The 15,093-nt window shown below is 30.0% G+C and carries 13 protein-coding genes; 11 read left to right on the top strand and 2 right to left on the bottom strand.

Annotation, left to right across the window (positions count from 1 at the left end):
- Window positions 1–14: 14 nt before the first annotated feature.
- The 5 genes from H8S20_RS03645 to H8S20_RS03625 all read left to right on the top strand — a co-directional run bounded on the left by H8S20_RS03645 (window position 15) and on the right by H8S20_RS03625 (window position 5,275).
- Window positions 15–575: a glycerol-3-phosphate responsive antiterminator gene (locus tag H8S20_RS03645; RefSeq protein WP_186859307.1), complete on the top strand. Its 561-nt coding sequence runs from the start codon at window positions 15–17 to the stop codon at window positions 573–575.
- Window positions 576–587: 12 nt separating this feature from the next.
- Window positions 588–2,087: a glycerol kinase GlpK gene (glpK, locus tag H8S20_RS03640; protein ID WP_186859306.1), complete on the top strand. Its 1,500-nt coding sequence runs from the start codon at window positions 588–590 to the stop codon at window positions 2,085–2,087.
- A 142-nt stretch (window positions 2,088–2,229) separates the two neighbouring features.
- Entirely contained in the window at window positions 2,230–3,660 is a 1,431-nt protein-coding gene (locus tag H8S20_RS03635) for an NAD(P)/FAD-dependent oxidoreductase (protein WP_186859305.1), read from the top strand.
- A gap of 13 nt (window positions 3,661–3,673) precedes the next feature.
- A complete protein-coding gene (locus H8S20_RS03630) occupies window positions 3,674–4,924 on the top strand; it encodes an NAD(P)/FAD-dependent oxidoreductase (RefSeq protein ID WP_186859304.1) in 1,251 nt (416 codons plus the stop codon).
- Window positions 4,925–4,927: 3 nt separating this feature from the next.
- Window positions 4,928–5,275: a DUF1667 domain-containing protein gene (locus H8S20_RS03625; protein ID WP_186859303.1), complete on the top strand. Its 348-nt coding sequence runs from the start codon at window positions 4,928–4,930 to the stop codon at window positions 5,273–5,275.
- A 74-nt stretch (window positions 5,276–5,349) separates the two neighbouring features.
- On the opposite strand, the gene H8S20_RS03620 is transcribed toward H8S20_RS03625, so the two are convergent.
- The gene (locus H8S20_RS03620) at window positions 5,350–6,210 is read right to left on the bottom strand and encodes a sensor histidine kinase (protein WP_186859302.1); all 861 of its coding nucleotides are present in this window, start codon (window positions 6,208–6,210) and stop codon (window positions 5,350–5,352) included.
- A gap of 172 nt (window positions 6,211–6,382) precedes the next feature.
- Window positions 6,383–7,090, bottom strand: a complete 708-nt coding sequence (locus H8S20_RS03615; RefSeq protein WP_032119921.1) for a response regulator transcription factor — start codon at window positions 7,088–7,090, stop codon at window positions 6,383–6,385.
- Between the two features lie 212 nt (window positions 7,091–7,302).
- Here H8S20_RS03615 and H8S20_RS03610 point away from each other — a divergent pair, with 212 nt between their 5' ends.
- The 6 genes from H8S20_RS03610 to H8S20_RS03585 all read left to right on the top strand — a co-directional run bounded on the left by H8S20_RS03610 (window position 7,303) and on the right by H8S20_RS03585 (window position 15,090).
- On the top strand, window positions 7,303–8,574 hold the full coding sequence (locus H8S20_RS03610) for an MFS transporter (RefSeq protein ID WP_186859301.1): 1,272 nt from the start codon (window positions 7,303–7,305) through the stop codon (window positions 8,572–8,574).
- A 65-nt stretch (window positions 8,575–8,639) separates the two neighbouring features.
- Entirely contained in the window at window positions 8,640–9,428 is a 789-nt protein-coding gene (gene hdhB, locus H8S20_RS03605; RefSeq protein ID WP_186859300.1) for a 7beta-hydroxysteroid dehydrogenase, read from the top strand.
- Window positions 9,429–9,470: 42 nt separating this feature from the next.
- A complete protein-coding gene (gene hdhA / locus H8S20_RS03600; RefSeq protein WP_032119918.1) occupies window positions 9,471–10,256 on the top strand; it encodes a 7alpha-hydroxysteroid dehydrogenase in 786 nt (261 codons plus the stop codon).
- A gap of 143 nt (window positions 10,257–10,399) precedes the next feature.
- Entirely contained in the window at window positions 10,400–11,044 is a 645-nt protein-coding gene (locus H8S20_RS03595) for a pentapeptide repeat-containing protein (protein WP_032119917.1), read from the top strand.
- Between the two features lie 207 nt (window positions 11,045–11,251).
- Window positions 11,252–13,006 (top strand): DNA helicase RecQ, encoded by a 1,755-nt coding sequence (recQ, locus tag H8S20_RS03590; protein ID WP_032119916.1) that lies wholly within the window; start codon window positions 11,252–11,254, stop codon window positions 13,004–13,006.
- 161 nt (window positions 13,007–13,167) lie between these two features.
- Window positions 13,168–15,090: a PrkA family serine protein kinase gene (locus tag H8S20_RS03585; RefSeq protein ID WP_032119915.1), complete on the top strand. Its 1,923-nt coding sequence runs from the start codon at window positions 13,168–13,170 to the stop codon at window positions 15,088–15,090.
- Window positions 15,091–15,093 lie beyond the last annotated feature (3 nt).

The raw sequence follows: 15,093 nt of genomic DNA, 5'->3' as shown, positions 1-15,093 counted from the left end.
AGGGAAGATATTATATGATTGAGATGAGAAAAGTTTTAGAAGGCAATCCGGTAATCGCAGCAGTGAAAGATATGAAGTCTCTTGAAGAAGCTCTTGAAACAGAGATAGACATAATATTTGTTTTGTTTGGTGACATTATTTCTATAAAAGAGATAAGTGAAAAAGTAAATAGTAAGGGCAAGATAGGAATAATTCATGTAGATTTAGTTGAAGGGTTAAGTAATAAGGAAGTAGCGATTAAATTTATTAAGAATGAGACAAGTTTTGATGGAATTATAAGTACTAAGGCTAATTTAATAAAACAAGCTAAGAATTATAATTTGGTAGCAATTCAGCGTTTTTTTATTTTTGATACTATATCTCTTAACAATAGTAAAAATCATGTTATTTCAGAGTGTGATGCAATTGAGATATTACCAGGGGTAATACCTAAAGTAATCAAAGATATTTCAACATTTACGAAAAAACCAATAGTTGCAGGTGGATTAATAGACAGCAAGGAAGATGTAATATTAGCTTTAAATTCAGGTGCAACTTGCGTTTCAACAAGTAGAAACGAAATATGGGAAATGTAGGGGGATTGAGAAATGAAAAAGTATATTGTAGCTTTAGATCAAGGAACAACAAGCTCAAGAGCAATTATTTTTGATAAGGAACAAAATATATATGGGATAGCTCAGAAGGAGTTTACTCAAATATATCCTAAAGAAGGATGGGTAGAGCATAATCCTATGGAAATTTGGTCATCTCAATATGGCGTATTACAAGAAGTAATGGCTAAGACAAATATAAAACCAGAAGATATTGCGGCTATAGGAATAACAAATCAGAGAGAGACGACTATAGTATGGGACAAAGAAACTGGTGAACCTATATATAATGCTATAGTATGGCAATGTAGAAGAACAGCAAAGATTTGTGAAGAATTAAAACAAGAAGGTTTAGATAAATATATAAAAGAAAATACAGGATTAGTTGTAGATGCTTATTTTTCAGCAACAAAGATAAAGTGGATATTAGATAATGTAGAAGGTGCAATAGAGAGGGCTGAGGCAGGTAAGCTTTTATTTGGTACTGTAGATACATGGCTACTTTGGAAGCTTACTAATGGTGAAGTTCATGTAACTGATTATACAAATGCATCAAGAACTATGCTTTATAACATAAAAGAGTTGCAATGGGATGAAAGGATAGCTAATAGGTTAGGAATACCAATTTGTATGCTTCCAGAAGTAAGAAATTCATCTGAAGTTTATGGATATGCTAATTTAGGTGGAAGTAAAGAAGAAGTTAAAGTTCCTATTGCTGGTATAGCAGGAGACCAACAAGCCGCACTTTTTGGGCAAGCGTGTTTTAATAAAGGTGATGCTAAAAATACTTATGGAACAGGATGCTTCTTACTTATGAATACTGGCGAAGAGATGGTAGAAAGTAAAAATGGTCTCATTAGCACAATTGCTATTGGAATAGATAATAAGATTCAATATGCTCTAGAAGGATCTGTATTTATGGGAGGAGCTATAATTCAGTGGTTGAGAGATGAATTATGCTTAATATCTGATGCTAAGGATTCAGAGTATTTTGCTAAAAAGGTTAAAGATAATGGTGGAGTTTATGTAGTTCCTGCTTTTGTTGGGCTTGGAGCGCCTTATTGGGATATGTATGCTAGGGGGGCTATATTTGGCTTAACTAGAGGAGCGAATAAGAATCATATTATAAGAGCGGCATTAGAATCTATAGCTTATCAATCTAAAGACTTAATAGAAGCCATGCAAGAAGATACAGGGTTAAAACTTAAGACATTAAAGGTCGATGGAGGAGCTAGCAAAAATAATTTATTGATGCAGTTCCAGTCTGATATTATAGATGCCAAAGTGTGTAAGCCAATTATAACTGAAACTACAGCATTAGGAGCTGCATATTTAGCTGGGCTTGCAGTAGGATATTGGGAAAGTAAAGAGGAGATATCAAAGAGTTTTTATATAAGTGAGAGCTATGAGCCTGATTTAGACAATGAAACTAGGGTAAAATTGTATAAAGGATGGAAAAAGGCTGTAGATAGATCGAAAAAATGGGAAGAAGAATAATTGACAACGGTTACTAAGGGGAATATAATTTAAGTATATTGAATAAGTGCAAGAGAAACAGAGTCAAGCACAAAAACTAGGGATTTTAGATATCCTTGTTTTTGTCTTGGCTTTTTTTATTTGCTAATAAGGAGTGGGTTATATGTATGATGTAGCAATAATAGGTGCTGGAGTAATTGGGGCATCAGTTTTTAGAGAATTAAGTAAGTATAATATTAAAACTATTTTAATAGAAAAGGAAAATGATGTTTCTATGGGAACATCAAAAGCTAATTCAGCTATAGTACACGCAGGGTATGATCCTAAAATAGGAACTTTAATGGCTAAATATAATGTAAAAGGAAATGAAATGTTTGAAGATTTATGCAAGGAATTATCTGTACCATTTAAGAGAAATGGTTCATTAGTTTTAGCTTTTAATGATGAAGACTTAGAAACAATAAATAACCTTTATATAAACGGAAATAAAATAGGTGTAAAAGGGCTAAAGGTTCTTTCTAAAGAAGAGGTATTAGAGATAGAACCTAACTTATCTCATGATATCAAAGGTGCACTTATAGCACCTACAGGTGGAATAGTAGGACCTTTCGAATATACTATAGCTCTTGTTGAAAATGGCATTCAAAATGGTGGAGAAATTACTTTAGATGCTGAAGTAGATAAAATAAACAAGAAAGATGAAACTTTTATAATAGAAACTAAAAATGGCAAGAAAATAGAATCTAGATATGTAATAAATGCAGCGGGTATTTATGCAGATAAAATACACAATATGATTTGTAAAGAAAGCTTTAAGATAACACCAAGAAAAGGTGAATATTATGTTATGGATAAAAGCCAAGGTAATTTAGTTAGTCATACTGTATTCCCATGTCCATCAAAGCTAGGAAAAGGAATATTAGTAACACCAACTATTCATGGAAATCTTTTAGTTGGACCTAATGCTGTAGATGGTGATGATAAAGAATCATTAAATACTACAGGAGATGGACTAGCTAACATTAAAAAATCAGCAATTCATACTACTGAAAAGATTAACTTTAGAGATTGTATAAGAACATTTGCAGGATTAAGAGCTGTGCCTGATACAGGAGATTTTATAGTAGGAGAAGATAAAGAGATAAAAGGCTTTGTGGATGTAGCAGGTATAAAATCACCAGGATTATCTTCAGCTCCAGCTATAGCAGAAGACGTAGTAAATATATTAAAGAATGCAGGATTATCTTTAGATAGAAATTTAAACTTTAATGGTAAGAGAGAACAAGTTTACTTTATGGAGTTATCTAAAGAAGAAAAAGTAGAATTAATAAAAAAAGATTCAAGATATGGAAGAATAATATGTAGGTGTGAAAGTATTACAGAAGGAGAAATTATAGATGCTATCAATAGATCATTTGGAAAAGTATCTATTGATGGAGTTAAAAGAAGATGTAGACCAGGAATGGGAAGATGTCAAGGGGGATTCTGTGGACCAAGAGTCCAAGAAATTATTTCAAGAGAGCTTAATATAAATATGGAAGATATAGTCCAAGAAAAATCTGATTCAGTAATACTTTATGGTAAGACTAAGTAGGAGGTATGGAGATATGGAATATGATTTAATTGTTATAGGTGGAGGTCCTGCTGGACTTGCTGCAGCTTATGAGGCACACAAAGAAGGTATAGATAAGATATTGATAGTAGAAAGAGATAAAGAACTAGGTGGAATATTAAATCAATGCATTCATAATGGTTTTGGACTTCATACATTTAAAGAAGAACTTACTGGCCCTGAATATGCTGAGAGATTTATAGATATGGTTAAGAATACAAATATTGAGATAAAGCTTGATACTATGGTTTTAGAAATTGAAGAAGATAAAACTGTACATGCTATAAATACTGAAGATGGATATATGATTCTTAAAGCAAAGTCAATAATATTAGCAATGGGTTGTAGGGAAAGAACTAGAGGTGCAATAGCAATACCAGGGGATAGACCTTCAGGGGTATTAACAGCAGGTGCAGCTCAAAGATATATAAATATGGAAGGATATATGCCAGGTAAAGAAGTATTAATATTAGGTTCAGGAGATATAGGATTAATAATGGCTAGAAGAATGTCACTTGAAGGAGCTAATGTTAAAGCTGTAGTTGAGCTTATGCCATACTCAAATGGCCTAAATAGAAATATTGTTCAATGTTTAAATGATTATGATATACCATTATATTTATCTCATACAGTTGTTGATATAGTAGGTAAAGATAGATTAGAAAAAGTAGTTATAGCTAAAGTTGATGAAAATAGAGCACCAATTAAAGGAACAGAAATAGAGTTTAATGTAGATACACTTTTATTATCTGTTGGATTAATTCCTGAAAATGAACTTTCATCAAAGGCTGGTATAGATGGGGATAGAAGAACTAATGGATTAATAGTAAGTGAAAGTATGGAAACATCAATTGAAGGTGTATTTGCTTGTGGTAATGTTCTTCATGTTCATGACCTTGTTGACTTTGTAAGTGAAGAGGCTAGTAGAGCTGGAAAGTATGCTGCAGAATATATAAGGGGAGAATTAAAAAGAGGAAAATCGTTAAAAGTTATTAATGGTAAAAATATAAACTATACAGTACCCCAAAAGATAAGTGTAGATTCTATGAAAGATAATCTTACTATGTTTATGAGAGTAAATAATATTTATCATGATAAGAAAATAGTAGTAAGATCAGGTAAAGATATAGTAGCTGAGTTTAAGCGTAAGCATTTAGCACCATCTGAGATGGAAAAGATTATTTTAAAGAAAAGTCTTTTAGTAAATATACAAGAAGATTTAGTAGTATCATTAGAGGAGGCGTAGAGTATGAAGAAGGAATTAATATGTATATCATGCCCTTTAGGATGTCATTTAACTGTAGATGCTGAAAATAAAACTGTAACAGGGAATACATGTAAAAGAGGAGAAATATACGGATTAAATGAAGTAATTAATCCAGTAAGAGTAATAACTTCAACAGTTAAAATAGAAGGTGCTAGATTACCAGTTTTACCTGTAAAAACTAATGGTGCTATACCTAAAAATATGAATTTTGAAGCTATGAATATAATAAATAGTGTTACTTGCACTGCACCTATAAAAGTTGGAGATGTAATAATTAAAGATATATTAGGAACAGGTATAGATGTAGTTGCAGCTAGAAGCTTAGATTAATAAATACATGCAAAAAGCATTACTTGAGTATATAACTCAAGTAATGCTTTTTTACTAGAATTTTATTAAGGATATTAATTAAAGGTGTTCAAAGTTATATCAAAACAAGCTCCACAATCAGTATTATAGGCAGTAATTTCACCACCTAAGTATTGTAAGCAAGATTGTGAAATAGATAATCCTAGACCTACATTACCTTTTTTACCTTTATAAAATCGTGTAAATAAGTTATCTAGATCATCTTTAGAGATACCATCACCATCATCGCTTATATGTATAATAATAGACTCTTTATGACATTCAAAGCTTATCTCTATGTTTTCTTTAGCGTATCTGATAGCATTAGATAGTATATTAGAAATAGCTTTAAAGAGCAGAGATTCATCTGTAGAAACAAAAATATTTTTTTCACCGTTTATAGTAATTTTTTTATTAAGTTTAACTGCAAGTCCACCTAAGCTATAAGCGAATTTTTCAATTGTATCATATAGATTTATAGTATTATATTTAATATTTATAGATTCAAAATCAAAAGCAGATAAAGTAAGCATATTTGTTATTATCTCACTTAGATGTTTACTTTCTTCAATTATTATATCTAGTGGTTGAGATATATCATTAAAAATATCATACTTTATACCTTCTGCATATCCTTGAATAGACATTAAGGGTGTCCTAAGCTCATGGGAGGCATTGGCTAATAATGTCTTTTGTGAAGTATGATAATCTAATAACTTTTTTGCTAACTTATGAACATTATTATTTAAATCTTGTATTTCATCAAATGAAAATGAGTGAAATTTTTCAATTTTATAAGAACTATTACCTAGCTTTTTTGCATCATTAGAAATCTGAAGTACAGATTTAGATATAGAATTACAAATTTTAATTATTATAAGAACAAATAAAACTATGAAAGTTAAAAGGATTATCAAAAAAATTATATTTACCTTAATTAAAGCAATTTCCGTTAATGATCTCTCTAGAGGGGTATTTAAAACATAAAATGAAAATGAATTAAATAAAATAAATATTACAAATGAGAAAATTGAAAGCGCAACCAATAAAGGTATAAGAAATCTATATTTAATTGGATAGGTTTTAAATTTATAAAGCATCATCATATTCCTCGCAGGCCATAAAACCAAAACCACGTATAGTTTTTAGATAAATTTTAGAGTTATTTTCTTGAAGCTTTTTTCTTAACCTTTTAATAGTATCATCTGTTACGCGAGTATCAATTTCATAGCTTTTAAGGTTCCATAACTTTCTCAATAATTCATCTCTACTTACAGCTCTATCTTTGTTTTCGATAAGATATATCATTAGGGCAAATTCAGTTTTAGTTAAATTAATATCTTTATTATTTATCTTCGCACTAAGTTGATTTTTATTTATCACCATATCACCAAAAAATATTATATTTCGCTCAGGTTCAATATTTCTATCTAATTCAATTCTCCTAAAAATTGAATGAATTCTAGCTAAAAGTTCAATTGGTGAAAAAGGCTTGGTCAAATAATCGTCACAACCTAAATTAATACCAGTAACTTTATCTAAATCACTATCCTTAGCAGAAACTATTATTATAGGAACAGAACTCATATTTCTAAGAATTGAGCAAACAGATAATCCATTCATTCCAGGAAGCATTATATCTAAAATAACTAGATCGCATTGATTAACATAAAAATCACTTAACATTTCATTACCAGAATTATAAGTTTTCACTTCAAATCCATCCTTTTCTAAGAAGGATTTTATCAAATTGCATATTTTTTCTTCATCATCAACGATATATATAAGTTTATTCATCAGTATCATAACCTCCATTTTATCCCAATATTTAAAAAGCATTATAACATAAAATAAAAGGTTTAACTATAAGATAAAAGACATATATAGAGGTGGAATAGAAGTTATTATTTTGCCACAATTTTGCCTAACTTAGACCTTTGAATTGACTAAATTAGAGGATTAATATTAAGACATAGTCAATAAATAATATATTAATGGAGGGGTAAGTAGTGGAAGAAAAAAGACCTTTTTATGGTTGGAATATTGTCGCAGGGTCATTTTTGATATTGGCAATGCCATTTGCGGTTATATTTTTATCACATTCAATATTTTTAAGGCCTGTTACAGAAGCTTTAGGATTTTCAGCAACGCAGTTCTCATTAGTATTTACAATAGTAGCAGTAAGTACAGCTGCAGTTTCTCCTTTCATGGGGAAAATAATAAGAAAGTATGACATTAAGTATGTAATGGCACTATGTGGAGCTATAGTATCAATATCATTTGGGGTATTAGGAATAGCCAAGGAGTTATGGCAATTCTATCTTTTATCTGTGGTAATTGGAGTGTTTGCAACTGGAATAACACAAATTCCAATATCGTACATTATTACAAATTGGTTTCCATCTGAAAAAAAGGGAGTAGCCACTGGAATAGCTTTTGCAGGAGGAAACTTAGGAGCATTTTGTACAATATTAGTAATTTCCAATTTAATGCCTAAGATTGGATATGAAAAATGTTACTTTATTTTAGGTTCAGTAATGTTTGTTGTTACTATAGCAATTTCCTTGTTTGTTATAAAAGGAAAACCATCAGATATAGGACAACTTCCTTATGGAACTAAAGAAACTACTATCAATGTGAAAATTAATAAAGATGAAGAAGAGGTTACAGGATATACATTGGCAGAAGCAAAAGCATCTCCAGTATTTTGGATATATATAGTTGCAATAGTACTATTGGGACTTGTATTTGCTGGTGTTCAAATGCATATTCCAAGCTATATGCAAAGCGTAGGATATAGTTTACAGTTTGCATCTATGATAACATCATTAGTTTCTATAATGGGTATCTTAAGTAATGTTTTAATTGGAATGTTATTAGAAAAAGCAGGAATTAAAAAAGGTATGCTGATAATAGGAGTCTTTATGACTTTATCAGTAGTATGTCTGCTATTTGGAAAAACGGTAGCTTTTGCAATATTATTTGCAGTAATATTTGGAGCGTTTATAGCAATAGCTTCAATGGGACCATCATATTTAACAAGTGAAATATTTGGTAAGAAGGAATATGGAACTATTTTAGGAATAGTAATAATGTTTTTCCAACTTGGAGGGGCTATAGGACCTACATTATCAGGCTTTATATATGATTCAACGGGAGAATACACCATAACTTGGGTGATATTTATAGTGTTATTAATAGTGACATTTGGAACATTTTTATTTGCTATAAATCTAGCTAGTAAAAAGAGAATAGTTAAAGATAACGTTAAACATATGTAATATAAAAAGATTAAATAAGAAAGATTTTAATTAATGTAATAAAGATTATTTAGGAGGAGTTAAAAATGAATTTTAGAGAAAAGTATGGACAATGGGCAATAGTTTTAGGAGCAACTGAAGGAATAGGAAAAGCTGATGCATTTGAATTAGCAAGAAGAGGCATGGACGTAATTTTAGTTGGAAGAAGAAGAGAGGCTTTAGAAAACTTGGCTAAAGATATAAATGCAGAAACAGGAAGTGAAGTTAAGGTATTATGTCAAGACCTTTCAGAATATGATGCTGCTGATAAAATAATAGAAGCAACTAAAGATTTAGATATGGGATTAGTTAACTATGTAGCATGTTTACATTCTATGGGACAATATAATAAGGTTGATTATTCTAAGTATGAGCAAATGTACAGAGTTAATATAAGAACATTTTCTAAATTGCTACATCACTTTATAGGATTATTTAAAGAAAGAGACAGAGGGGCATTTGTAACAATTGGGTCTTTATCTGGATGGACTTCATTACCATTCTGTGCTGAATATGCAGCTCAAAAAGCATATATGATGGCATTAACAGAAGGTGTTGCATATGAATGTAAAAACACAAATGTAGATGTATTATTATTAACAGCAGGCTCTACAATTACTCCAACTTGGCTAAAGAATAAACCAGCTGATGAAGATGCTGTAGCTGCTGCTATGTATCCAGAAGATGTTTCAAGAGAAGGATTTGATCAATTAGGTAAAAAATTATCTTACTTAGCAGGTGAAAGAAACAGAATAAATCACCATAAGAGAATTTCTGAACATGATAGAGATGAAATAATTGAAGAATTAGGTAAGATGTTTACACATATGGCATAGAAGTCGTATTAAGATATAAAAAGAAATTATGAGGTGAAATAAATGAATTTAAAAGGAAAAGTGGCATTAGTTACTGCAGCAACTAAAGGGATTGGACTAGCTAGTGCTCAAAAGTTGGCTGAAAATGGAGCTGTTGTATATATTGGAGCTAGAAATGAAGAATTAGCAAATGAAGTTATAAATGATATAGAATCTAATGGCGGAATAGCTAAGTTTGTTTATTTCAATGCGAGGGAAGCTGAAACGTACGTTAGTATGATTGAAAATATAGTAGAAAATGAAGGAAGAATCGATATATTAGTAAATAATTATGGTGGACATGATGTTAAGAGAGATAAAACTATTTTAGATACAGATAGTGAACATTATTTTGAAACGGTAATTAGTAATTTACAAAGTGTATATTTAACTAGCCAAACAGCAATTAAGAGTATGATAAAAACTGGTGGAGGAAGTATAATAAATATATCTACTATCGGATCAGTTAATCCAGATTTATCAGGAATAGCTTATTGCACATCAAAGGCAGCTATAAATTCATTAACAGAAAATATTGCAGCTCAATGTGCTCAATATAATATAAGATGTAATGCCGTATTACCGGGATTTATTGCAACTAAAGCAGCTTTAGAAAATATGAGTCAAGAATTCTTAGACACTTTCTTAAAGCAAGTTCCAATAAAGAGACCAGGCAAACCAGAAGATATTGCTAATGCAGTAGCATTTTTTGCGTCTGATGCTTCATCTTATTTAACTGGTGAAATATTAGAAGTTGCAGGAGGATTTGGGAAATTTACACCTATGTATGGTGATTTTGTTGGAAGATAATAAAAAAGCTTAGAAAATTGTATAAATGTAAATTATCACTAGCATATAATATATTTGTTAAGTAAAATATATTATATGCTATTTTTATATATATTAATTTATAGATTGATATATAAAATGTTTTATAGTAAGAGGAGTTTGTAATGGCCAAATTAGTTAAAGTTCAAAGACCTAAATTTATAGATGATCTTGAAGAGATTGAAGATATATACGATGAAGTAATTTATGAAGAAAAGATTCAAAATAAAATTATTGAAGATAGAGAAATAGTAGAAAAAAATGATGTTGGAATTACTATTGATTCTTGTGTATTTAAGAATGTAGTATTTGAAGATTGTGATTTTACTAGAATAGATTTATTAGATTCTAGATTTGAAAATTGTGATTTATCCAATGTATCTTTTTCAGGTGGAGGTTTACATAGAGTAGAGTTTGTAAATTGCAAGCTTATGGGAGCAAACTTCTCAGAATGTTCCATAAAAGATGCAACTTTCCAAAATGTAATGGGCGGTTATGCAACTTTCTCTTTTAGTAAAATAAAGAATGTGAACTTTATTGAGTCAAATTTAAAAGAAGCGGTATTCCAAGAGGTAAAGTTAGATAAAGTAGTATTCGAGGAATGTGATTTGACTAATGGATATTTTAATAAAACTTTCTTAGGAAAACAAGACTTAACAAGTTGTGATATTGAAGGAATAGACGTTGAGATAGAAAATATATATGGAACTACAGTAACAGCAATGCAAGGGCTAGACTTAACAAGACTAATGGGTCTTATTATTAAGTAATAAATAACGTTGAAATGATATACTTGCGCGAATATATCATTTCAACGATAATAATTTATTACTTAATTTGAGGTGATTCCATACTAAAGGAAAAAATCTGTTGAACAGATTTTTAAGTATAAAGTAAGAAAATGCTTAAGCAGTTTTAACACTAATTTAGAATTTATTATTTAGAATTTATAATTTATAATTGAAAGGGGTGAAGATATGAATGTTGTATTTGAGGCTTTAAAAAGGTATTACGGATATAGTTCTTTTAGAGAAGGGCAATATGAAATAATTACTAATATTTTAAGAGGAAGGGATAGCTTTGGAGTATTACCTACAGGTGGAGGGAAATCAATATGCTATCAGATACCGGCAGTTATATTTAAAGGAATGACAATAGTTATTTCACCTCTTATTGCACTTATGAAGGATCAAGTAGATAACCTAGATTATAATGGAATACCAGCCCAATATATAAATAGTAGTCAAAGCTTAGAGGAAATAGATAACATAATTTTAAAATGTAAAAGTGGAGAGGTAAAATTATTATACATAGCCCCAGAGCGATTAGAAAATGAATTTTTTAAAAAGCAATTAAGAAGATTGAATATAAGTCAAATTGCTATAGATGAGGCACATTGTGTATCTTTATGGGGGCATGATTTTAGAAAAAGCTATAGAGAAATAGCGCCATTTATAAATAGTTTATCTAATAGGCCAGTAATAACTGCATTTACAGCAACAGCAACAGAAGTAGTTAGAGAAGATATTATTAAGCTATTAGAATTGAGAAATCCATATAAATATTTTGGTAGCTTTGATAGGGATAACTTAATTATAAGCGTACATATTGAAGAGGATAAATTGGAATTTGTAAAAGATATTATAAGAGAAAATGAAGGCAATGCAGGAATAATATATTGCGCTACAAGAAAAGAGGTAGATGGTCTTTATTACTACCTTAAGGATTTAGGATATGATGTAGGTAAATATCATGGTGGCTTAAAAGATAACGAAAAGGTATATTACCAAGAGGAATTTCTTAAGGAAAATATAAATGTTATGATAGCTACTAATGCCTTTGGAATGGGAATAGATAAACCAAATGTAAGATATATACTACATTTTACTATTCCTAAAAATATCGAGAGTTATTATCAAGAGATAGGAAGAGCAGGGAGAGATGGGGAGATTTCTAAGTGTTATTTACTATTTAATAGAAGTGATATAAGAACTTTAGAGTATTTAATTTATACTACAGCATCACTTAATAGAAAAGAAGTAGAAATATCAAAGTTGCAAAGAATGATAGATTTATGTGAAAGTAAAGAGTGTTATAGGGCTTTTGTATTAAATTATTTTGGAGAGCAAAATGCACGAGATTATTGTAATAGTTGTAGCAATTGCTTAAGTAACGAGGAGCTTAGGGATTATACAATAGAAGCCCAAAAGATACTTTCTTGTGTTTATAGAAGTAGAGAGAAATATGGAATTTCTGTTTTAGTGGATGTACTAAGAGGTATGAGTGGTCCTAAGATAGCTAGCGATGGATTAAATAAATTAACGACGTATGGAATAATGAAGGATTATAGCAGTAAATTTATAAGGGACTTAATAAAAACACTTTTAGATCTTGGATATGTTGATTTAAAGGAAGGAACATATTCAATGCTAAAGCTTAATGATAAGTCTTATAAAGTATTAAAATCAGGATTAAAGGTAATATGTAAGTTAACTGATGACCTAGAGGTTAAGATATTAAATAAAGATTTATTTGATAGCCTTAGATTATGGAGAAAAGATAGAGCTATGAAAGAGGGAATTAAGCCATATATAATTTTTTCAGATTCAACTTTAATAGAGATTACCAATAAGCATCCGAAAAATAAAGAAGAGCTACTGTCTATAAGAGGTATAGGAGAAAAGAAATTTGAAAAGTATGGAGAAGAATTATTAAATTTAATGAAAATTTAGAGATAATAAAATAAATTAATAATTACTATTAATAGGTTAGGAATTGTAAAAACAATTCCTAATTTTTTTTGATTTAAACGATATGTAGGCATTTTAATATAAGAAATTGTCATATATATATTTAAGACAATAATATACTAAATTATAAAGGGGGAGTAGTTATGGATTTTAAGGAATTTATTCGTACAGATAGAGAAAGCAGAAATGGAGATAAGTTTGAAGGTACTTTTCTAGATTATTTGGAAATACTACGAGAAAATCCTGATGCAGCTAAGCTTGCTCATAAAAGATTATATGACACTATTATGAGCAAGGGAGTTGAAACTTTAAAGGGAGAAGAGAACCCTAGAATAAAGAAAATATACGGAAATGAAACCATAAAGAGATATGGATTCTTTAAAGATGAATTTTTCGGAATAGATCATATAATTATGAAGATAGTAAATTATTTATACTCTGCATCAATGAAAGGTGAAGAATCTAGGCAAGTATTATATCTTGTAGGTCCTGTTGGAGCTGGTAAGTCTTCATTAGTAGAAGCTTTAAAAAATGCATTAGTTCAATGCGAACCTGTTTATTCAATTAAGGGATGTCCAATGCATGAAGAACCTCTACATTTAGTACCAAATCATTTAAGACCTAAATTTAATGAGTTATTAGGTGTTCAAATTGAGGGAGATCTTTGTCCAATATGTAAGTATAAATTATTAAATGAATATAATGGTGAATATGAGAATGTTCCAGTAGAAACTACAGGGTTCTCTATTCGTTCAAGAAAAGGTATAGGGGTAGTACCTCCTGTAGACCCTAACAACCAAGATACTTCAATACTTACTGGAGCTATAGATATCTCTAAGATGGATATTTATCCAGAGGATGATCCGAGAATATTCTCATTAAATGGCGCATTTAATGTTGGCAATAGAGGATTGGTTGAATTTATAGAAGTATTTAAAAATGATGTTGAATATCTTCATACTATAATAACTGCAACTCAAGAAAAATCTATACCATCACCAGGTAAAGGATCAATGATTTACTTTGATGGTCTTATCATAGCTCACTCTAATGAAGCTGAGTGGAATAAATTTAAATCTGATCATACTAATGAAGCTATTTTAGACAGAATAGTTAAGGTAGAAGTGCCTTACTGCTTAGAACTTGCAGAAGAAATAAAAATATATGAAAAGATAATAAATAAGAGCAACTTTAAAGCTCATATTGCACCTCATAGTATTGAGATTGCAGCAATGTTTGCTATCCTTTCAAGATTAACTCCATCAGCTAAGGTTGATCCTATAACTAAGCTAAAGATTTACAATGGTGAAGATTTAGTTGAAAAGGGAACAACAAAACGTATTGATATTAATGAGCTTAGAGAAGAAGCAGGGCCATATGAAGGAATGAAAGGTATTAGTACAAGATTTATAGTTAAAGCTATAGATAATGCCCTATCTAATTCAGAATATGACTGCATAAACCCATTAAGCATAATGGAAAGTATAATAAAGTCTATTAAAGAATTAGATATTGCAGCTGAAGATAAGAAGAGATATCTTGCATTTATTCAAGATACAATTAGAAAAGAATATAATAAGATTCTTGAAAAAGAAATTACAAAGGCATTTATACATTCATTTAGAGAACAAGCTGAAAGCTTATTTAACAATTATATAGATAATGCAGAAGCTTTTGTTAATAAGACAAGAATTAAAGATACTTCAACAGGAGAAGAATTGAATCCTGATGAAGACTTTATGAGAAGCATAGAAGAACAAATTGGTGTATCTGAAGCATCAGCTAAAGGCTTTAGAGCTGATGTAACATCATATATGTTCTACCTAGTTAGAAATGGATCCAAGATAGACTATACTTCTTATGAACCATTAAAAGAAGCTATCGAAAAGAAGCTTATGGCATCAGTAAAAGACTTATCAAGAATTATAACTAAGTCAAGAGTTAGAGATGCTGAGCAAACTGAAAAATATAACACAATGGTAGAAGAGATGCAAAAGAATGGATACTGCTTACACTGTTGTGATGTAATCTTAAAATATGCTGCCAATAATTTGTGGAAGGATTGATAG

The organism is Clostridium hominis (assembly GCF_014287825.1).
Taxonomy (GTDB): domain Bacteria; phylum Bacillota; class Clostridia; order Clostridiales; family Clostridiaceae; genus Clostridium; species Clostridium hominis.
This window is presented reverse-complemented; position numbering and strand designations above follow the sequence as displayed.